Source organism: Streptomyces sp. NRRL S-1022 (genome assembly GCF_000720135.1).
In the GTDB taxonomy this organism is placed as follows: Bacteria; Actinomycetota; Actinomycetes; order Streptomycetales; family Streptomycetaceae; genus Streptomyces.
This window is the reverse complement of record NZ_JOIU01000017.1, coordinates 117,075-136,154: the sequence shown is the minus strand read 5'-3', so window position 1 is coordinate 136,154 and position 19,080 is coordinate 117,075. Positions and strand designations below refer to the sequence as shown.

Here is a 19,080-nt window from a genome sequence, read left to right as displayed (position 1 = left end):
TCCTCCTCAGCTGATCAGGGCCCGGCGCCCGGACGGCCGAGGAGCCGGGCGGAGTTTCGCTCCTGGTGAGATCACTCCGGCGCCTGGCGCATCTCCAGTACGCGCAGGCCCAGCGACTGACAGCGGGCAAGCAGTCCGTACAGGTGCGCCTCTTCCACGACCGGGCCGTACAGGATGGTCTGACCGGACATCACCACGTGCTCCAGCTCGGGGAACGCCTTGGCCAGCGTCTCCGTCATCTCCCCGTCGACGCGAATCTCATAGCGCATCAGCTGCGATCCCCCTGGAGGCAGTGCCGGTCCCTGTCCGTGCGATCCTCCGCCGCCGGCCCCCGTTCCTGCCTCACCCGTGGCAGGTGAGACCGCCGCACGCGCGGGAAACGGTCACAGGAGACCGAGGTCACGCGCGCGGTGCACCGCGTCGTGACGCCGGTTCACGGCGAGTTTGCGGTAGGCGCTCTTGAGGTGCGTCTTGACGGTGTTGACCGACACACAGAGATCGGCGGCGATCTCTTCCGTCGACATCATCTGGGCCAGCCTCTGCAGGACGTCACGTTCGCGTCCGCTCAGTTCCTCCACCACCGGCAGCGGGGGCTGATCCCCGGGCCGCACCGGCCCGCCGGTCGTCTGCGGGCCGGGTGTGAGCCAGCCGCCGGCCAGTGCGCGGAGCGGGCCGCTGCGGAGCAGGGGGCGCAGCCACGGTCCGGCTTCCCGGAAGGGGCGTCGCAGGCGCTCGCGCCGGGCGTCCCGGAGCGCCTGGGCCACGAGTCGGCGCTGAGCGGCGAGGTCCCCGGATGCGCCCGCCGCCTGTGCCCGGACCAGTGCGGCCCGTACGGTGATCGAGGGCCCGATGTCGCCGTGCGCCCGCACTCGGTCGAGCAGTTCGATCGCGGCGCCGGTCCCCCCGGTGGCCAGCTCCGCCTGTGCGGCTCCCAACAGGCAGACCGGATCGCAGCAGGCCTCCTGCGCCAGCAGCTTGGCGGCCGTCTCCGGCCGGCCCGCGGCGAGGTGGGCGGCGGCGGCCACCGCCGCGGTGTGCGCCTCGGCCCACGGGGAGGCGGTGTCGGCGACGACGGCCCGATCCGTCGCTTCGAGCGCGGCCTGACTCTCGCCGCGGGCCAGCAGGACACGCCCGGTCACGACGGCCTGCGCCGCCCGCACCACCGGGTCCCGCGGCGGGTGCGGCGTGTCCGTCGCGGCATCGAGCAGTGCCTGGGCGCGGTCCAGCTCGTCGCGGTCGGCGGCCACCGCCGCCAGGACCAGCGATCCGAGCCCGGGTCCGGCCCCCCAGGGAAGGCCGCGGCGGTCCCCGGAGGTGAGCGCGGCCCGGGCCTTGCGCTCGGCCCTGCCCGGCCAGCCCTTGAGGTAGTCGATCAGGGCCAGGTGGCCCAGACATTCCTCCCGCGCCCGTGCCGTCGACGCGGCCCTGCCGGAGTCCACCACGGTGACCAGGGCTTCACGTGCGTCACCGAAACGGCCCGCCCACAACCGGGCCGAGCCCAGGTGGGTGAGCAGCAGGGCGGTCAGCTCGGGGTGTTCCTCCAGGAGCCGCTCCGGCACCTGCCGGCGGGGTTCCTCGGCGGCTTCGGCCGCCCTCTCCACCCGGTCGGGCGACCCGGTCAGCCGTGCGACGAGGGCTTCCAGGAGGGCACAGCTGAGCCGGGCGGCGGCCAGGCCGGGGGAATCGTCCTCGTCCGGTCCGTCCCGTCCGGCCAGGGCCTGTGCGGCCCGTTCCAGTCGGAACAGGCCGCGCTCGACGTCGCAGCGGGACAGCTCACGGGCCGCACGGACCAGGTCGGCGGCGGGGCTCCTCGGCTCGGGCCCCATCGCGGAGAACAGCTCGGACAGGTCCTCCGAGCGCAGGCCCGTGAACATCTCGCCGATGGCGAGATCGTCGACCAGGGCACCGGCGGCACACTCCCAGTCGTCCGCAGCGGCCGCGTGGCTGAGCGTCTCGTCGAGGAACCCGCCCCGCCGCAGCCAGTGCGCGGCACGCCGGTGGAGCCGGGGTTCCACGCCGGGAGCGCGCACCCGCAGGTGTGCGCGGAGGATCTCGCCGAACAGCGGATGGAGCCGGAACCAGCCGTGCCCGAGGTAGTCCACGAACGCGTTGTCGCGGTGCAGGCCGGTCAGGATGAGTTCGGCGTCGGTGCGCCCGGTGAGGGCGTTGGCCAGGTCGGGACAGAAGCGTTCGAGGATGCTCGTGCGCAGCAGCAGGTCCTGCGTCTCGGCGGTCTGCCGCTTGAGCACCTCCGCCAGCAGGAAATCGGCGATGGTGGTGCGGTTGGCCTCGAAGTCCTTCAGGTACGTCTGCGGGTCCGCCGCGCCCTGTGCGGCCAGGGCGCTCAGCCGCAGGCCGGCCGCCCAGCCCCGGGTGCGCTCCACCAGCGCACCGACGGCGGCGGCCGGAAGGTCCAGGCCGTGCAGTGTCAGCAGGTCGGCCGCCTCGTCCGGGGTGAAGGCGAGCTCGGCGTTCATGATCTCCGTGACGGCGCCTGCCGCGCGGTAACGGTGCAGCGGCAGCAGCGGCTCCGTGCGCGTCACGAGAACCAGACGCATCCCCCGGCCGGCGGCCTGGAGGACGGATTCCAGCTGGTCGGCGATCTCCGGGTCGGTCACCCGGTCGTACTCGTCGATCACCACGAGCACGGGAGTGTCCCGGGCGTTCAGTTCGGCGGCGAGCCGCGTGAGCAGCGCCTCGTCCGCGCGGTCGGCCTCGGCGGGGGCGCCGACCTCGGGGGACAGTGACACGCCGGCCATGCGCAGGGCTTGGAGAAGGTAGGCCCAGAAGGTGCCGCAGCCCGTGTCGGCCACCCGCGCGGTCAGCCACACCAGGTGTCCGTCCCGCGCCGCCGCCCAGTCGGCGACCAGCATCGTCTTGCCCGCTCCCGCGGCTCCGTCGACCACGGTCAGCGGTGTCCGCAGTGCCTCGTCGAGGTGCGCGACCAGTCGGTCGCGGCGCAGGAACGTCGGAGGACGGGCGGGTATGGCGAACCTCGTCCGCAGGAACGGGTCCCCTCGGGGATCGGCATGCGCTGCGGTTGGAACGGGTCCGTTCCCGCCCAGTACGGCCATAGAACTCACCGCCACGGATGTCGTCAGGTCGCGGACAGCGTTCCCCCCTTGCTTCCCAGCGTGGGCCCTGCGCGGCCCGGCGGCACTTGGGCCAGTGGTCACCGGCCGTCCCCTGTCGTCCGCTCCCGGGTGGAGGACGTGGGGTACGACGGCCTTCCGCGGGGGGACGGCGGCTGCTCGTGTCAGGGACGTCCGGCCCCTCGACCGGCCCGACCGGCACTGGGCGGCAGGTGTGTCGGGCGGGAACACTGAGAAGCAGGAGCGGCGCCGGTCCCCCGCGGTGCCGCTCCGCCTCATCGGACCTCGGCAGCCCCCGACGGACCGGGCCCGTGAGCCTCAGACCTCCGGAGAAGCAGCCCATGCCCCACAAGCACGCCCCTGCCCACCAGCTCGTCGACCTCGATCCCGTCGAGGCACTGCGGCTGCTGGGCAGCGTCTCGCTGGGAAGGATCGTCTTCACGCGGCAGGCCCTGCCCACCGTCCGCCCGGTCAATCACGTCCTGGACCGTGGGGACATCGTGATCCGCACGCACGAGGGCGCGGCCCTGACGGCTCACGCCGAGGAAGCCCGCGGCACCGGGGTGGTCGTCGCCTACGAGGCCGACGCCGTCGACCCTGCCGGCCACCTCGGCTGGAGTGTGGTCGTCACGGGGTACGCCCGCCTGGTGACCGACCCCGCCGAGCTGGACCGGATCCGGGAGCTGTTGCAGCCGTGGGTGCCCATGCAGGGCATGGACCAGGCGGTACGCATCCGCCCCGAGGTGGTCTCGGGTGTCCGCCTCAGGGCGCCGGACGGAACCGGGAGGGAACCCGGCTGACGGCTGCCGCACCACGGCGGGTGATCCGGCGTTCCCTTCGGTTCAGGCGGTGGGAAGGAGGCTCCTCCAGGCCGGCGGCCCCGGTGGCGGCGAACTCCTCGGCGCGCGAGAGCCGGACGCGGAGCTTGTCGACCTGCTCGGCGGTGGCCCGCCGGCAGGTGCGGATGCGGTCGAGCGGCATCTCACGCCCGGGGGTGCCGAGCCGGTCGTCGGTGTCCAGGCGGTCGGTGTCTTCCGGCAGGTCGCGCCACCCGAAGTGCGGAGCGGGGCGTTGAGTACCGTCACGGACACGCTCCCCCCAGGGAACGGCGGTGCACCGGATCGTGAAGCCGAGCGGTGCGCCGTCCCGGGACGGTGCCGAGGGGCCGTGTATTCATCGAGGTCGGAAGGCGGGACGTCCCGCGATCGTCTCATCTGTCGCCCCGCACTGGCCCGGGGCCGGCGCCGGCCGTCATGCTCGGTGGCCGACGGGAGGGCGGGCCCTGGCGGGGTCCACGCGGAGCGGTCGCGGGATGGGGTCCACCGGTGTGGAGCCCCCGCCGGGGCGGCTCGTCCGCCGGTACGGGCCAGCGCGTCCCGGCTCGACCGCTCCCCCTCGTTCGACCAACGACACGGGAGAACTCATGCAGTTACGCAAGCGCGCCGCGGAGGCACTGGTCTCGGTCGCCCTCGTCACCGGTGTGATCGCTGTCGCGCCCTCGGCCCGCGCCGGCCAGCGCGAGGCGGCCCCGTCGACGGCGGCGAGCTGCTACGGCAGCGCTCACGCCTACAGCAAGCCCAGCGGGTCCTACGACTACCCGACCGGCAGCGCCTACCTCACCACGACCGGCAACTGCGCCGACATCAACATCAAGACCAACACCAACCGGTACGTCAAGGTCTGCTGGCTGAAGACCGGGGACTGCCAGAGCGACTACACACTGACCACGGCAGGGCAGTGGACGACGGTCGCGACGGACGTGGCCGACGGCACGGACTTCTTCTTCTGGTTCAGGTCGGACGCCTCGTCCACGGGGTACTGGGCGGCCTGACCACCCCGACGGACAGGGCCAGCCCGACCACCGCCGCCGACCCGGCCGGTGGCTCCGGCCGTGTCCGCGTGCGCCGCCGGGACTCCCCGTACGACTGCCGAACGGGCAGGCCCTGGGCCATACTTGCTCCTCCTGCGACACTGCCCCCAGCAGCGTGGAAGGGTTGCGATGAGCCGATGGCGGCCCCTGCCGGCTGATCTTCCGCCCCCGGTTCGGCGACTGGTGGAGGAACTCAGGCTCCAGAAGGATCGGTCGAGGCTGACCCTGCCGTCGCTCGCCGCGAAGACCGCGCACAGCAGATCTTCCTGGCACCGTTACCTCAGTGGCCGGGCTCTGCCGCCGTGGCCGGCCGTCGAGGCGCTCGGCACCGTGACACGAGCGGACCGGGAGCGGCTGCGCGTGCTCTGGGAGTCGGCGTCGGACGCGTGGCAGCCGAAGGCCCCGGACAGGCCACGCACCACGGCGGACCACGCGCCGACGAGCGCCACGCCGATGGCCCAGGAGGCACCGCACACCGGCGGTCCCGCACGGACGGCGGCGACGACCGGGCACCTTCCGGGCCCCGCGCGGTCCGACACGGGCGTCCGGCGCTTCCTGCGGCGTGTGCCGGTGGTGGGAGTCGTGGTCGCAGGCGCCGTGGTGATCCTGTGCGGGCTGCCGGCGGCCCTGCTACCGCTCGGGTCCGGGAGCCACGCCGATGCTCCGAACGCCACGTGGCAGGGCATCCCCAGGGGCACTCCCGCGTGGCCGTGGGCGTTGAACACCGCGCCGCTGCCGGCGGGCGGGGCGGCCTGCACCCGCCGTACCTGCCAGGGGCAGGACCCCTACCGCGAGGAGTGCGACCGGGACGGTTCGCCGATCCATGCGCTGAGCGCCTACGGGCACCAGCTCCGTCTTGAGTACAGTCGGGCCTGCCAGTCCGCCTGGGCTGAGGTCACGCCCGCGCGCGGCACCACCGGTCTGGTCGTGGCCGCCGCGGGGACGACGGCGCGGGCCGCCTCCGGCGCATCCCGTACGGCCATGGTCGCAGCCGATCGGCTCCGGGCACGGGCGTGTGTGGAGGCGGAGGGACACCAACTGTGCGTGTCGGAGCACGAGAGCTGGCTGGGGCCGGTCAGCGGGAGCGGCACAGGGTGAGCGTGGCCCGGTCCAGCCTCAGCACGCGGAAGTGGCCGGCGTCGTAGATCTCGTAAGCGCCCCCGCGGCCACGACGGAACGGGAGATCGCGCACCTCTCCCCGGTACACCGTCCACGGGGGCAGCAACGCGAGCCGGCGTCCTGCGGATCCGTACGTCACGGGCCCCACGATGCCGTCCGCCGACAGCCCGTGGTTGCTCTGCCACACCCGGGTCGCCCGGACGGTCGCCGTGTCGTAGGCGCAGTCCACGCGGGAGCGTGCCAGGTATCCGTCCGCCCACAACACCGCTTGCCACAGCCCCACCAGATCGCTGCGCGGGGTGCGTCCCGGGACGAGCCACCGCTCGTCGCGCCAGTCGTCCGCCGGCGCGCCCTGACCCCTCACCACTCGCCCTTCCGCCGCGGCGGAAGGCGGGCCGGCGGGTCCGGTTGACCCGTCTCGGCAGGCCGCGCTCAAGGCGAGTACCGCCACCACGGTGATCGCGCGTCCCGCTGAACGAAAGACCCCTCCCACCCCGGCCAGTATGCAGCAGAGCTGACGCAAAGGGGCATATTCAACAACGCCTGGTAGGCCGTGTGATGGAGGCATGGCCGTCTGGAAGCCCCTGCCGCACGCACTCGACACCGATGTGCGAAACCTGATCGATCAGCTCCGCGCATGCAAGGACCGCAGCGGACTGACTCTCTCCTCCTTGGCCGAACGCACCCGGCACAGCAAGTCCTCCTGGGAGCGCTACCTCAACGGCAAGGCGTTCCCCCCGCAGCAGGCCGTCACCTCCCTGGGTCGCCTCGCCGGCGCCGACGAGACCCGACTGGCCGCCCTGTGGGAGCTGGCGGACCGCGCCTGGAGCGGCCGCCACGCCTCGGAACCGCGATCCGCCACCCCTCCCGGGACTCCGGTTCGGCCGGCGGAGCAGCCCGCCACCACCGGCTCGGAAGCCCTGCCGTCGCACACCCTCGCCTCACCGGCACCACCGCAGCCGTCCGCAGGCGCGGCCCAGGGGCCGCCACGGCGTGGCCCCCGTCTCCGGCCCGCGGCCCTGACCCGGCTGCGCCCACGGGCGGCGCGCTGGGGGGTGCTCCTGGTCCCGGTCGCCTCGCTGGCAGCCCTGGCCGTCGCCGCCGTCGTCATCCGGTGGGACCCGGCGTCCCAGTCCTCGCCGGGCGCCGTCGCCCGGCATACGACGATCACCAGCACGGAGCCGGGCGCACTGGAGACCCGTTGCTTCGAGGACAGCTGCCGTGGCCAGGACCCCAGGGTGATGGGCTGCGCGGGAGATGCCTGGACCGCCGCACTCACCCGGGTCCACGGCGTCTACGTGGAACTGCGCTACAGCGACTCGTGCAAGGCGGCGTGGGCCCGCATCAGTTGGGGAGCTCCCGGTGACATCGCCAAGGTCGTGGCCGACAGCGGCACCTCGTACCAGGAGCACGTCCACTACGACACCGACGTCTACAGCCCGATGGTCGCTTCGGACGCTTCGTCGGCGGCACGGGCCTGCGCCGTTCTCACGTCCGGGGCTCATGGTTGCACCGGGCCCGGTGGTCCGGTGCATCTGACGGAGCCGCCGGAGCCGGTCAACTCCCCCTCCGTGTCCGTGTCCTGACCTCGTGGGCTCAAGGGCGGGCACCGGTCGGCCGATGGCGGTGGCATGGGAAGGCATCCTCTCGTCGCCGCACGCCGTCTCGTGTCCCGTCGTCGCCTCGGGTCGGCGGCTGGGGTGATCGCTGTTCTCTGGTCGGTGGCGGCCGGGCCACCGGCGGTGCCGGCCGAGGCCGCCCCGCCGCACCCGGCACCGCCCACTGCGGACGGCCAGGGCCTGCGGGCGCTGTTCGGTTCCGAGAACCGCTCGATCCGTACGCGCCAACGGGTGGTCGCGGTGACGTTCAACGCGGCCTGGAACGACGCCGGTCTGGACAGTGTCCTCCGTGCGCTCGCCCGTCGGCACGCACCCGCCACCTTCTTCCTGACCGGCGACTTCGCCGACCGCTACCCCGAGGTGGTCAAGAGACTTGCGACCTCGGGGTACGGGCTGGGCAACCACTCCTACAGCCATCCCTGCTTCGACGACCTGACCGCCGCCGGCAGGAGCCGGGAGGTCCGGGCAGCGGACCGGGCCCTGCGCGCCGCCGGGGCAGGACGAGCCCTGACCCCCTTCTTCCGGTTCCCCTACAGCGACACCACCCCCGGCTGGATCGGGGAGGTCAACGCCCTGGGGTTCGCGGACATCGAATTCACCACCGACACCAACGGATGGGTGGGCACCGAGGGCGGCATGACCGTCGACCGCGCCGTGCGCCGGGCGCTGGACGCACTGCGTCCAGGGGCGATCCTGCAGCTGCACGTCGGCGCGGCCGAGGGCCGCACCGACGTGATCGACGCCCGGGCCCTGCCAGGGATCCTCGACGCGATCACCGCCCGTGGATACCGCGTCATCGACCTCCGCAGCCTGCTCAAACGGTGAACTGCCCCTGTGACCAGCGGGAACAGTGCGCAAAACGCCACCTCAAGAGGCTCAAGTGGCGAGAGCCGCTGCCCGGCTCCAGCCTGGGAGGGTCCATCGAGCGACAGGACGGGAGACACACATGACCTCCGTACTCCGTCACCACTGCCTTCGTACGCTCGGCGCCGGCGCCCTCTCCGTGGCGCTGCTCTCCGGCGGGACAGCCGGAGCCGTGGCCGCGAGCCCGACTCCCACCGCCATGGCGTCGATCACCGTGAAGGCCAACAAGACAGAGGTCAATGCCGGGGACATGGTGACGTTCACCGGGCGCACCAAGGGCCTGAAGGTGGGCTCCCCGCTCGTGCTCCAGCACGAGAACTCCGGCAAGTGGACCTCGCTCAGGGCGACCGCCAAGGTCAAGAAGGGCAGCTCGTACGCCCTGCTCGGCAAGCTCAACACCAAGGGCACCGAGCATCTGCGGATCGCGGGCGTGAGCGAGTCCGGGAAGGTCTACTCGCCCACCGTGACGGTCAAGGTGAAGTGACCCCGTACGCGCGAGCCGAACCTGCCCCTCGGCCACGGCCCGCAGCGCGTGCCGTGCGCCGTCGGCGAGCCGTTCGGGGTGGGTCCGGCTGAGCGGGTCGCCGTCGTCGGACAGCACGGACCGGCCGCGGCGCCCTCCTGGAAGGGGCCGCCGGCGTGCTCGTCGAGCAGACCCCTCGCCGTCGCCGGGGAGCACGGGGGCCGTCGCTCCGGTTGATCATGGTGGTCGCCGGTGCTCGCCGTGCCCCTAGGATTGCGAGAGTGACGGCAAGAACCAGTGACATCGAGAAGGCGGCCGGGGTGCTGCGCGCCGGCGGGCTGGTGGCGTTGCCGACCGAGACCGTCTACGGTCTCGGCGCCGACGCCGAGAACCCCGCCGCTGTCTCGCGCATCTTCCAGGTCAAGGGGCGTCCGCCCTCCCACCCGCTGATCGTCCACATCGGCGGCGCGGAGCAGCTGGACGACTGGGTCGAGGACGTGCCGGCGACGGCACGCCTGCTGGCTGAGACTTTCTGGCCGGGGCCACTCACGCTGGTTCTGCGGCGCGGTCACCGGGTGCCCCTCGAAGCGACGGGCGGCCTGGAGACGGTGGCCGTACGGGTCCCGGACCACCCCGTCGCCCTCGCGCTGCTGGCGGCCTTCGGCGGCGGTGTCACGGCCCCGTCGGCCAACCGCTTCGGCCAGGTCAGCCCCACCACCGCGCACGACGTCCGGGCCGAGCTCGGCGATGGCGTCGACTTCGTGCTGGACGGCGGATCCTGCGAGGTCGGCGTCGAGTCGACCATCGTCGACGCCACGGGCGAGGTCCCGAGCATCCTGCGTCCCGGCGGGGTGACCCGCGAGGACCTCGAAGCGGTGCTGGGGCGTCCGCTCGCGGTCCACTCGACGAGCCGCGTCCGGGTGCCGGGCCAGCATCCCTCCCACTACGCGCCCCGTGCGCGGGTCGTCCTCGTCGAGCCCGAGAAGGTCGTCGTCGAGGCGGAGCTCGCGCAGGAGCTGGGGCACCGGGTGGGCGTCTTCCTTCCCCCCGCCCTCACCGGCACCGCGGTGAAGGCGCACGCCGTGGCGGCGGTCCCCGCGTCGATGGCCGCCTACGCGCGGGGGCTGTACGGGTTCCTGCGGGAGCTCGACCAGCAGGGCTGCGACCTCATCGTCGCGTCCCTGCCTGCGGAGGACGGGCTGGGACTCGCGATCGCCAACCGGCTCCGCCGCGCCGCGGGGCCCCGGTCTCCCGAGTAATCGGCATCGGCTCGGCGGCGTGCCCGAGGAGCCACGGCCGTCACGGCCGGGGCCCGGCGGGCACGCCCGGCCTCCCCGGTCGGAGCCCGGCAGGCACCCGCAGCCCCCACGGTCAGGACGCGGCGGGTACCGCCACATCGAGGCCGCGGGCGGCGACGACCTGCGCGCTGCCGTCGGCCAGGCGGTAGCACAGGCCCACCACGGCGGCCTGCCCGGCGGCGACCTTCTCGGCGAGCACTCGGGACCGGTCCAGCAGCAGGTCGACGCTGTGCCTTATGTGCTCGGCGAGGATCTCCTCCGGCTCGACCCGCCCGGCGGCCCGCGCCGCGAGCACGCTGGGCGTGACCCGCTCGACGACGTCCCGGACGTATCCGGCCGGCTTCATGCCGTCCTCCAGCGCGGCGCACGCCGCGCCGACCGCGCCGCACGAGTCGTGACCGAGCACCACGACCAGCGGGCAGCCCAGCACGTCCACGCCGTACTCGATGCTGCCCAGCACCTCCGGGCCCATGACGTGGCCCGCGGTGCGCACCACGAACAGGTCTCCCAGGCCGCGGTCGAAGATGATCTCGGCGGCCAGGCGGGAGTCGGAACAGCCGAACAGTACGGCGAAGGGCTGCTGGGACGGGGCGATCTCGGCGCGGCGGGTGGCGTCCTGGTTCGGGTGCTCGGGGGTGCCCGCGATGAAGCGCTGGTTACCGGCCAGCAGCAGCTCGAAGGCGTCCTGGGGCGTCGGAGTCTTGATCTCGCTCATGTCCGTAGCCTAGGACCCCGCCCCAGGCGCCGCACAGCCTGGCCATGCCCAAGCCTCCTTCCCCGGCGCCACGGCAGGCCGGCGGAGGGCCCCGCGCCCGCCCAGGAGCGGTCCGCGGTGCGCCCCGCTGCCGCCCGCGCGTGGGCCGTGGTACGCCCCCTGGCCGCCCCGGAGGAGGTCGGCGGGCGTGGGAGCGGGACCTTCCGTAGATTGAAGAGCGAGCCACTGGCAGGGAACGCGTGTGACACCGAAGATCGATTACTCCGGGGTGTTCGCCGCCCTTCCGAGCCCGTGCCTGGTGCTCGGCACGGACCTGGTGATCGCCGATGCCAACCCGGCCTTCTGCGACGTGACCGGCCGGAGCCGGGCCGAGCTGCTCGGGCAGTACCTCTTCGACGTCTTCCCGGACAACCCCGCCGACCCGGAGGGCCGCGGGGTGGCCACGCTGCAGGCCTCACTGCACCGTGTCCTGTCCTCCGGCCAGACCGATCACATGGCGTTGCAGAAGTACGACATCCCGGTCCCCGGCAGCCCCGAGGTGTTCAAGGAGCGGTGGTGGACCGCGATCAACGTGCCCGTCCCCGGACCGGACGGGAAGATCGCCTGGATCATTCACCGGTCCGAGGACATGACCGACGTCGTCCGCGTGCGCCGCACCGGGCACCTGGCGTCGGCCGGCCCCGGCCGGGAAGCGGCCATGGAGGCCGAGCTGTACGCCCGGGCCCGGCAACTGCAGCGGCTGAACGAGGAACTGCGGCAGGCCCACGCCCGTGAACGGCGCATCGCCGTCGCCCTCCAGGAAGCCATGCTCCACTCCCCGGACCTGGCCCGGCACCCGAACATCGCCGTGCGCTACCTGCCCGCGACCGGGTCACTGAACGTGTGCGGCGACTGGTACGACGCGGTCGACCTGCCCGGGGACCGCTTCACCGTCACGGTCGGCGACGTGGTCGGCCACGGGCTGATGGCCGCCACCGTCATGGGCAGGCTCCGCAGCGCGCTGAGCGCCGCCACCCGCACCGTGCACGGCCCCGCCCAGGCGCTGGAGGTCCTGGGGCTCTACGCCCGCTCGGTCGAGGGAGCCCTGGCCGCCACCGCCGTCCAGGTCCTCGTCGACTGCCGCAGCCACCTGCTCATCTACAGCAGCGCCGGCCATCTGCCGCCGATCCTGCTGCACCCGGACGGCTCCTGCCGGCTGCTCGACCAGGCCACCGACCCGCCCCTGGGCGCCCGCCCCGAACACGTCCCCCGCCCCCAGGCCAACACGACCTACACGTCCGACGACACCCTCGTCCTCTACACCGACGGCCTGATCGAACGCCGCGGCGAGGACATCGACGCCGGCCTGGCCCGCTTGACCTCCACGCTCGCCACCTGCACCGAGTTCGGCGCCGAACACCTCGCCGACGCCCTCCTCTCCCGCCTGGGCCTGGCCGGCGGCGCCGACGACGACATCGCCATCGTCGTCGTCCGCCTGGACCGCACGACCCGACCGTACTGACCGGGCCGGTGCCGGGGTCGGGCCGGTGCCGGGTTCGGGCCGTTGCCGCGCTGCCGCGCCGGCTCAAGTCTTGCTCAATGCGGCGGCAGTTCCTCCTGCAGACGGCGCACACTGTCCGACAGGACCACACACACGAGGGGGAACGCCTTGAACACCTTGCTCACCCGAGCCGCGGTTCTCGTGCGGGACACACTTTCCGGCCGTCGGCGTCTCGGGACGTACGACCACCCCGACGCACACCGCCACCAGCACAACCGCTACGCCGGCCTCGCCCGGGACTACGTCCGCACGGCGCCGCCGATGCCCGTGGGCGGGTCCGGGATGTAAACCGTCACGTGAGTGCCGGGCAGCGGGTGGGAGGGCCGGTATCCCTGTCGTACCGGCCCTCTGGCCGGGCATCTCCCCCGGTCACGCGCACAGCGCTCCCGCCGTCACCTCGCTGCCGTCACATCGCTGACGGCAGCGAGCACCCGCTCAGCCCTTGGAGCGGCGGCAGACCCACCAGGTCACGGCGGCCACACCGGCCGCGGTCAGCAGCACCTTGCGGTTGCTGCGCGCGAGCTGCGCCCCCTGGGCCGTCTTCTGCCGCACCGGCTCGGGTGCCTTCTCCTCCCACAGCCGGCCGGCCTGGGCCGCCTTCGCGCGGGCCTGCTCGGCGGCTTGGGCGGCGCTGTCCTTGACCGGGTCGGGCAGCCGGTCCTGTGCCTGGTGCGCCAGGTCGGCGGCCTTCGCCTTCAGTTCCCCGGCCTTCAGCGCGGCCTGCTCCTTCAGTTCGCCGGCCTTCGCGGCGGCCTGCTCCTTGACTTCGGCGGCCTTCTCCTGGGCGCGTGCCTTGACGTCGGTCTTCGCTGCGAGCGCCTCGACCGTCTCCCCGAGCTCGGAACGGGTCCGTTCGACCTGCTCGCGCAGTTCCTCGGGGCTGGTGGCGGTGGGCTCGTCGTGCGGCGGCTGGGTCATCGGTGCGCACTCTCCTTGATCTCGGCCACGTCGGCCTTCACGTTCTCGATCGTCTGCTCGGGTGTGGGCGGCGCGGCCTGGTCGACCTGTTTCCTCCCGCTTATGGCCAGCATCGCGGCGATCACACCCAGTACCGCGGTGACGATCAGCGCCGCCGCCCACACCGGCAGCGGCACCGCGAGTGCGGCGATCACGGTGGCGACCAGCGCCTGCAACATGAGGAAGCCGACGACACCGGCGCCCCCGAAGAGGCCACCGCCCTTGCCGTAACGCTTGCCCTTCTGTTTCATCTCCGCCTGCGCCAGCCGCAGTTCGCCCCGCACCAGTTCGGTCAGCTGCTGCGAGGCCCGCTGCACCAGCTCGCTCACCGGCTCCTGACCGGATCCGGCCTGGTGCGGCTGTGTATCCGACACGTCGGTCACCTCCCGTTCCTGAGTCCGTACCGGCCGGGCCGCACCCTGCGCCCGGCCGTCCGACGAGCGCGCGAGTACCCCGAACCGTCCATTTAAGGTCGTCGCATCCGGCCTTCCCCGACCGCTAGCGCCAGTGGCGAATGATCAGACGGTGAGCGTGACGGGTGAGCCAGGCGCCGGCCAGGCCGACGGCGGCGCCGGCCGCCACGTCGCTGGGGTAGTGGGCGCCGCTCTGCACGCGCTCGAACGCCACCATCGCGGCCGGCAGGGCACACACTGCTCCGGCGGCCGGCCACGTCGGTGCCACGGCAGCGGTGAAGGCCACCGCGGCGGCGGTGTGGCCGGAGGGGAAGGAGGAGGAGTCGGGGCGGTCGTCGACCTCGTCGTGGGGGAACCACTCCTTCGGCGGCCGGGGCCGGTCGGCCAGCTGCTTGCACAGCCCGTTGGAGATCAGCTGTGCCGCGGCGAGGGCGGCCAGTCCCCCGGCCGCCGCCTTCCGGCCGCGCCACCCGCCCAGCCACGCCATCGCGGCGGCCGAGCCGCACCACAACTTCGTGTTCTCGGCGGCCTCCTCGACCGCCGACAGCACCTTGCCGACACGGGGCGGGACGCGGCAGGCCGCCTGTCGGGCCAGCGACCGATCAACGTCGCTCAACACTGCTAGAAGCCTCATGGGAGGCGGATATCCCGCAGGTCAACGCCCCACACTCAAGATCCGCGGTCACTTCTCGCCCAGGCGACGCCGGTCCTCCTCGTCCCACGTCCGGGTGTCGCGGGGCTGGGTGTACGGCTCGGTCTCCGGTGGCAGGCCCCCCGCGATGGCCCGCTGGCGCACGGTCTCGGCGTCGAACTCCAGGCCGAGCAGGATGGCCAGGTTGGTGATCCAGAGCCAGACCAGGAAGACGATGACGCCGGCCATGGTGCCGTAGGTCTTGTTGTAGGAGGCGAAGTTGGCGACGTAGAACGCGAATCCTGCCGAAGCGATCATCCAGATCAGCAGGGCCAGGAAGCTGCCCGGGGTGATCCAGCGGAACCCCTTCACCTTCGCGTTGGGGCTCGCCCAGTACAGGATCGCGATCATGATGGTGACCAGGAGCACGAGGACGGGCCACTTGGCGATCGACCACGCGGTCAGCGCCGTGTTCCCGATCCCCAGCGCGGCCCCGGCCCGGCGGGCCAGGCCGCCGGTGAACACCACGATCAGCGCACTGACCACGGCGAGGACCATCAGTACGACCGTCACCCCGACCCGGACCGGGAGGATCTTCCACACCGGGCGGCCCTCCGGCATGTCGTAGACGGCGTTCGCCGCGCGGATGAACGCCGCCACATAACCGGAGGCCGACCATACGGCCAGGATGATGCCGACGATCGCCATGATCGAACCGACGCCGGTGCTGCTCTGCAACTGCTCCACGGCCCGGGTGATGATGTCCCGGGCCGAACCGGGAGCGAGTTTCCGGATGTTGGCCAGCACCGCGTCGGTCGCCGACCTGCCGGTGATGCCCAGCAGGGACACCAGCACCAGCAGGGCCGGGAACAGCGACAACACGGCGTAGTACGTCAGCGCCGCCGCACGGTCGGTCAGCTCGTCGTCCTGGAACTCACGCAGGGCACCCTTGAACACGGCGCCCCAGGCCCGCTTGGGCAGCTCGGTCGGCGTGTCCGGTGCCCGGCGTTCCACCTCCGGCCCGGGCCCGGCCTCCTCCGGCGCCGGCTCCTCGCGGGCCTGTGCTGTCCGCGGCTCCTCGCGGGCCTGTGCTGTCCGCGGCTCCTCGCGGGCCTCTCGTGCCGACTCCTCGCGCTGCGCCTCGTCGACGCCGTGGTGCGCTTTCCGCCCTGGAAGGTGCAGTCTCGCCATACGCGCCGGGTAACCCCTCACGGCCCCGTCTACGCCTGCGCGGGGAGAACCGGCCACGCGTCGGCGGCCCTCCCGGCCCCGTCGGCGCATCCGTTCTCGCGTCGACCGCGAACGCGCAGGCGTGCAGGTGACGATCGCGGGTATACGCGGGCGTATGAACGGGGTGGCGAAGGCGGTGGGGATGCGAACAGTCCTTCTCGGTGAAACGGGCCCCACGGCCCCAGGTCAGGAGTCGTGGCGGATGTCGGCCGCGCTGGACGGCGACGGCGCGTGCATCGCCGAGGCGCGCCATCTGGCGGCCGGGTTCCTCACGCGGCTCCGGGCCGACCACGGGATCCTCGTCCCGGCGCGGGCGATGGACCTCACGCAGCTCGTGGTCAGCGAGCTGGTGACGAACGCGCGCAAGTACGCGCCCGGTCCGGTGCTGCTCGATCTGCGCGTCACCGACGAGGTCGTCGAGGTGGTGGTCTGGGACAGCGATCCCGTGCTGCCGGTGGCCCGGGCCGCCGACCCCGGCCGGGTGGGCCAGCACGGACTGGAGATCGTGATGGCGGTCGTCCAGGGCTTCGAGGCGAAGCGGGAACCGGTCGGCAAGCGCATCACCGCCCGTATCGCCCTCTTCGACGACCCCCACGGGAGTACCGCCCGCCGCCGGCCCTGAGAGGCGGAGGCGGCGTGCGGCGACCGCCGGCGCACCACGACGGGAAAGAGCCGAGCTCCCCGAGTCAGGACTCGGGGAGCTCGGCCGGGCTGGCCCCCCCCACACACAACGCGGGGCGGGTGTCCCCACGGTCGGCTGTCATGCCGACGCGATCAGGCCACGTCGCGGTGGCGCGGCGACCGATCGACCGGCTCACGTGACCGACTCGCGCTGTGGACCAGTCGGAGATGACGGCCACGGGCGTGACGTGCCACCCGTGGGCCGCCCTGCAACCAGCCCTCGATGCGGTCCAATCCGTACAGCAGCACGCCCAGGACGGGCAGCAATAACACGGCTACGGCGAACACAGCGACAGATCCCTCCAGCCGGCGACACCTCGCCGGGTTTCCAGCTGGCTCCCGGCCAGCGGCCCGCTCTTGTGAAGGTCTGGTGACCACCTGGGGGCGGATGGCCCGGCGCGGCAGACCTTTTGCCCTCCCACGAGCATGGATCGCGGCGACGGAAGCATCAGAAGGGGCATGGAGTGCGTGATCTATCAAGAGCGGACGGGCGAGTACGAGCAGATCGACTGCCGGCAGGCGGACGCGGGCTGCCAGGCGACCCTGGACCGCGTGGCGGTGCTGAAGCCGGACGAGTTCGCCTGGATTCGCATGGACGAACCCCGCCAGGAGGAAGTGGAGCGGCTGGGCGAGTACCTCGACCTGCATCCGCTGGCGATCGAGGACGCGGTCCAGGCCCATCAGCGGCCCAAGCAGGAGCACTACGGCGACGTCCTCGCGGTCGCCGTGAAGACGCTCTGGTTCGTCGAGCGGAGCGCGGACGTGGAAACCGGCGAAGTGATGATCTTCCTCGGACCGTCCTTCGCGCTGACCGTGCGGCACGGAGCGAACGACCCCACGGTGGAGGCCGCGCGCCGGCTCGCTGACCAGCCGGACATGGCACGGCTCGGGCCGGTCGGCGTCCTGCACGCGGTGACCGACGTGATCGTCGACGCGTACGCCGAGGCCGCCGCCCAGGTGCGCACGGACCTGACGGAGCTGGAGCGGTGCGTCTTCTCGCCCGCCCGCGACGACCTCACCGAGCAGATCTACTCGCTCAAGCGCGAGGTGGTGGAGTTCCGCGACGCCGTCCAGCCCCTCGTCCCCGTCGTGCAGCCCTTCACCACGGCGCGGGACGGCTGGCCGCGGCAGGTCCTGCCGTACTTCCGTGACGTGACGGACCACCTCACCCGCACCGACACCGAGGTCCGCGCCCTGGACGACCTGCTCGCCTCCGTCCTCGACGCCCATCTCGCCAAGGTGAGCACCTGGCAGAACGACGACATGCGCCGCATCAGCGCCTGGGCGGCCATCTTCGCCATCCCCACCATGGTCGCCGGCATCTACGGCATGAACTTCTCCCACATGCCCGAACTGGACTGGCGTTACGGCTATCCGTGCGCGCTCGCCGTGATGGCCCTCGGCGCGGGACTGCTGTACCGGGCGTTCCGCCGCAACGGCTGGTTGTGACGGGCCGGCGGACGCAGGCGGACGGCCCGCCGTTCGGGCTGCTCAGGCAGGCCGTCCGGCGAAGAAGCCGGCAAGGGAGGACGCGAGCGCTTCCGGAGCCTCTTCGGCCACGTGGTGACCGGAGTCGATGCCGTGGCCCCGCACGTCCGGTGCCCACCGGCGCCAGATCTTCACCGGGTCCCCGTACAGGTCCTCCAGGTCGTCCTGGAGCGACCAGAGGATCAGTGCCGGGCAGCGGATGCGGACCCCGGCGGCACGGTCGTGCTCCTCGTGCCGCCGGTCGACGGTGAGGCCGGCCCGGTAGTCCTCCAGCATCGCCCGCACCACGTCGGGGTTCCTGGTGGCCGCGCGCCACTCGTCGTAGTTCTCCTGTCCCATGCTCCGGGGATCCCCGCGGTACCAGCTGTCCGGGTCGGCGTTGATGACCCGCTCGGGGATGTCCGGCTGGGCGAAGAAGAACCAGTGCCACCACCGCGTGGCGAACTCGGTCGTGATGCGGGAGAGGTGCTCGGTGAGCGGCAGGCAGTCGATCAGCGCCACCCGCGAGACCGCGTCGGGGTGATCGAGCGCGAGACGCAGCGCGACACCGCCCCCGCGGTCGTGTCCGGCGAGCGCGAACCGGGCGTGGCCCAGGGAGCGCATCACCTCGGCCACGTCACCGGCGACGGCCCGTTTGGAGTACCCGGCGTGGTCCGCGGTGGGGGCCGGGCCGGTGGAGCGGCCGTAGCCCCGGAGATCGGGGCAGACCACGGTGAAGCCGCGCCGGACGAGGAGCGGGGCGACGCGGTGCCAGGTCGCGGATGTCCGGGGGTGGCCGTGCAGCAGCACCACCGGCGGCCCTTCACCGCCGTGACGGACGAAGACCGATGCGTCGCCGACCTGGACCTGCGTGGTGCCGAAACCCTCGAACACGTCTCGAATCTCCCGTCACTGCTCGTCGCGGGACGCGTGCCGGGCGAGGAACTCCCCGGACGCCGCCCTCTGCTTCGGATCCATGAAGCCCTGGCGGACCCCGCGGGCCTTCTCCTGGAGCCAGTGCGCCTCGTCGGCGTCCGGTAGTCCGGCGGCTCCTCCGCCACCGCAGGTCCGCTCCCCCGGCGTCACCCGCCGGGTACGCGGTGGGGGCCCCATGCTCCCGG

21 protein-coding genes are annotated in these 19,080 nt (G+C 72.8%); 10 read left to right on the top strand and 11 right to left on the bottom strand.

Going from position 1 to position 19,080, the window contains the following annotated elements; genetic code table 11:
- Positions 1 to 71: 71 nt before the first annotated feature.
- Together IG05_RS0125065 and IG05_RS0125060 are read right to left on the bottom strand one after the other, a co-directional pair.
- Positions 72 to 269, bottom strand: coding sequence for a hypothetical protein (locus tag IG05_RS0125065; RefSeq protein WP_030345963.1), 198 nt, complete (start codon positions 267 to 269; stop codon positions 72 to 74).
- Between the two features lie 114 nt (positions 270 to 383).
- Entirely contained in the window at positions 384 to 3,074 is a 2,691-nt protein-coding gene (locus IG05_RS0125060; protein ID WP_030345962.1) for a LuxR C-terminal-related transcriptional regulator, read from the bottom strand.
- Positions 3,075 to 3,433: 359 nt separating this feature from the next.
- Between IG05_RS0125060 and IG05_RS0125055 the strand changes: the two genes are divergently transcribed.
- Entirely contained in the window at positions 3,434 to 3,892 is a 459-nt protein-coding gene (locus tag IG05_RS0125055) for a pyridoxamine 5'-phosphate oxidase family protein (RefSeq protein ID WP_030345960.1), read from the top strand.
- Here IG05_RS0125055 and IG05_RS43840 read toward each other — a convergent pair.
- A complete protein-coding gene (locus IG05_RS43840) occupies positions 3,855 to 4,073 on the bottom strand; it encodes a hypothetical protein (protein ID WP_051790245.1) in 219 nt (72 codons plus the stop codon). The genes IG05_RS0125055 and IG05_RS43840 overlap by 38 nt on opposite strands.
- 442 nt (positions 4,074 to 4,515) lie before the next feature.
- Between IG05_RS43840 and IG05_RS43835 the strand changes: the two genes are divergently transcribed.
- Complete coding sequence (locus tag IG05_RS43835) at positions 4,516 to 4,923, top strand: hypothetical protein (protein WP_051790244.1); 408 nt, start codon at positions 4,516 to 4,518, stop codon at positions 4,921 to 4,923.
- A 168-nt stretch (positions 4,924 to 5,091) separates the two neighbouring features.
- Positions 5,092 to 6,060: a helix-turn-helix domain-containing protein gene (locus IG05_RS0125040; protein ID WP_107051409.1), complete on the top strand. Its 969-nt coding sequence runs from the start codon at positions 5,092 to 5,094 to the stop codon at positions 6,058 to 6,060.
- Here IG05_RS0125040 and IG05_RS43830 read toward each other — a convergent pair.
- Entirely contained in the window at positions 6,038 to 6,448 is a 411-nt protein-coding gene (locus tag IG05_RS43830; protein WP_051790242.1) for a peptidoglycan-binding domain-containing protein, read from the bottom strand. The two genes, IG05_RS0125040 and IG05_RS43830, sit on opposite strands and share 23 nt — an antisense overlap.
- Before the next feature lie 199 nt (positions 6,449 to 6,647).
- Here IG05_RS43830 and IG05_RS43825 point away from each other — a divergent pair, with 199 nt between their 5' ends.
- The 4 genes from IG05_RS43825 to IG05_RS0125015 all read left to right on the top strand — a co-directional run bounded on the left by IG05_RS43825 (position 6,648) and on the right by IG05_RS0125015 (position 10,286).
- On the top strand, positions 6,648 to 7,667 hold the full coding sequence (locus IG05_RS43825) for a DUF2690 domain-containing protein (protein ID WP_030345952.1): 1,020 nt from the start codon (positions 6,648 to 6,650) through the stop codon (positions 7,665 to 7,667).
- A 114-nt stretch (positions 7,668 to 7,781) separates the two neighbouring features.
- Positions 7,782 to 8,525 (top strand): polysaccharide deacetylase family protein, encoded by a 744-nt coding sequence (locus tag IG05_RS0125025; protein ID WP_234336017.1) that lies wholly within the window; start codon positions 7,782 to 7,784, stop codon positions 8,523 to 8,525.
- A 121-nt stretch (positions 8,526 to 8,646) separates the two neighbouring features.
- On the top strand, positions 8,647 to 9,048 hold the full coding sequence (locus IG05_RS0125020; RefSeq protein WP_030345950.1) for a hypothetical protein: 402 nt from the start codon (positions 8,647 to 8,649) through the stop codon (positions 9,046 to 9,048).
- A gap of 260 nt (positions 9,049 to 9,308) precedes the next feature.
- Positions 9,309 to 10,286 carry an L-threonylcarbamoyladenylate synthase gene (locus IG05_RS0125015; RefSeq protein ID WP_030345949.1) on the top strand — a complete coding sequence of 326 codons (978 nt, stop codon included), beginning with the start codon at positions 9,309 to 9,311 and terminating at the stop codon, positions 10,284 to 10,286.
- A 112-nt stretch (positions 10,287 to 10,398) separates the two neighbouring features.
- On the opposite strand, the gene IG05_RS0125010 is transcribed toward IG05_RS0125015, so the two are convergent.
- Entirely contained in the window at positions 10,399 to 11,040 is a 642-nt protein-coding gene (locus IG05_RS0125010; protein WP_030345948.1) for a carbonic anhydrase, read from the bottom strand.
- 241 nt (positions 11,041 to 11,281) lie between these two features.
- Here IG05_RS0125010 and IG05_RS0125005 point away from each other — a divergent pair, with 241 nt between their 5' ends.
- Positions 11,282 to 12,541 carry a SpoIIE family protein phosphatase gene (locus IG05_RS0125005; protein ID WP_030345947.1) on the top strand — a complete coding sequence of 420 codons (1,260 nt, stop codon included), beginning with the start codon at positions 11,282 to 11,284 and terminating at the stop codon, positions 12,539 to 12,541.
- A gap of 474 nt (positions 12,542 to 13,015) precedes the next feature.
- Here the strand turns inward: IG05_RS0125005 and IG05_RS0124990 are convergent, their stop codons facing one another.
- The 4 genes from IG05_RS0124990 to IG05_RS0124975 all read right to left on the bottom strand — a co-directional run bounded on the left by IG05_RS0124990 (position 13,016) and on the right by IG05_RS0124975 (position 15,772).
- Entirely contained in the window at positions 13,016 to 13,498 is a 483-nt protein-coding gene (locus tag IG05_RS0124990) for a DUF3618 domain-containing protein (RefSeq protein ID WP_030345946.1), read from the bottom strand.
- Positions 13,495 to 13,920, bottom strand: coding sequence for a phage holin family protein (locus tag IG05_RS0124985; protein WP_420707627.1), 426 nt, complete (start codon positions 13,918 to 13,920; stop codon positions 13,495 to 13,497). The genes IG05_RS0124990 and IG05_RS0124985 overlap by 4 nt, the downstream gene beginning before the upstream one ends.
- Positions 13,921 to 14,035: 115 nt before the next feature.
- Positions 14,036 to 14,584 (bottom strand): phosphatase PAP2 family protein, encoded by a 549-nt coding sequence (locus IG05_RS0124980; RefSeq protein WP_030345944.1) that lies wholly within the window; start codon positions 14,582 to 14,584, stop codon positions 14,036 to 14,038.
- Positions 14,585 to 14,632: 48 nt separating this feature from the next.
- Complete coding sequence (locus IG05_RS0124975) at positions 14,633 to 15,772, bottom strand: YihY/virulence factor BrkB family protein (protein WP_078894432.1); 1,140 nt, start codon at positions 15,770 to 15,772, stop codon at positions 14,633 to 14,635.
- A gap of 241 nt (positions 15,773 to 16,013) precedes the next feature.
- Here IG05_RS0124975 and IG05_RS0124970 point away from each other — a divergent pair, with 241 nt between their 5' ends.
- Both IG05_RS0124970 and IG05_RS0124960 read left to right on the top strand, forming a co-directional pair.
- Positions 16,014 to 16,433, top strand: coding sequence for an ATP-binding protein (locus IG05_RS0124970; RefSeq protein ID WP_051790238.1), 420 nt, complete (start codon positions 16,014 to 16,016; stop codon positions 16,431 to 16,433).
- A gap of 518 nt (positions 16,434 to 16,951) precedes the next feature.
- The gene (locus IG05_RS0124960) at positions 16,952 to 17,941 is read left to right on the top strand and encodes a magnesium and cobalt transport protein CorA (RefSeq protein ID WP_030345941.1); all 990 of its coding nucleotides are present in this window, start codon (positions 16,952 to 16,954) and stop codon (positions 17,939 to 17,941) included.
- Between the two features lie 42 nt (positions 17,942 to 17,983).
- Here the strand turns inward: IG05_RS0124960 and IG05_RS0124955 are convergent, their stop codons facing one another.
- Together IG05_RS0124955 and IG05_RS47975 are read right to left on the bottom strand one after the other, a co-directional pair.
- Complete coding sequence (locus tag IG05_RS0124955; protein ID WP_030345940.1) at positions 17,984 to 18,853, bottom strand: alpha/beta fold hydrolase; 870 nt, start codon at positions 18,851 to 18,853, stop codon at positions 17,984 to 17,986.
- Between the two features lie 15 nt (positions 18,854 to 18,868).
- Entirely contained in the window at positions 18,869 to 19,072 is a 204-nt protein-coding gene (locus IG05_RS47975; RefSeq protein WP_158839017.1) for a hypothetical protein, read from the bottom strand.
- Positions 19,073 to 19,080: the final 8 nt, after the last annotated feature.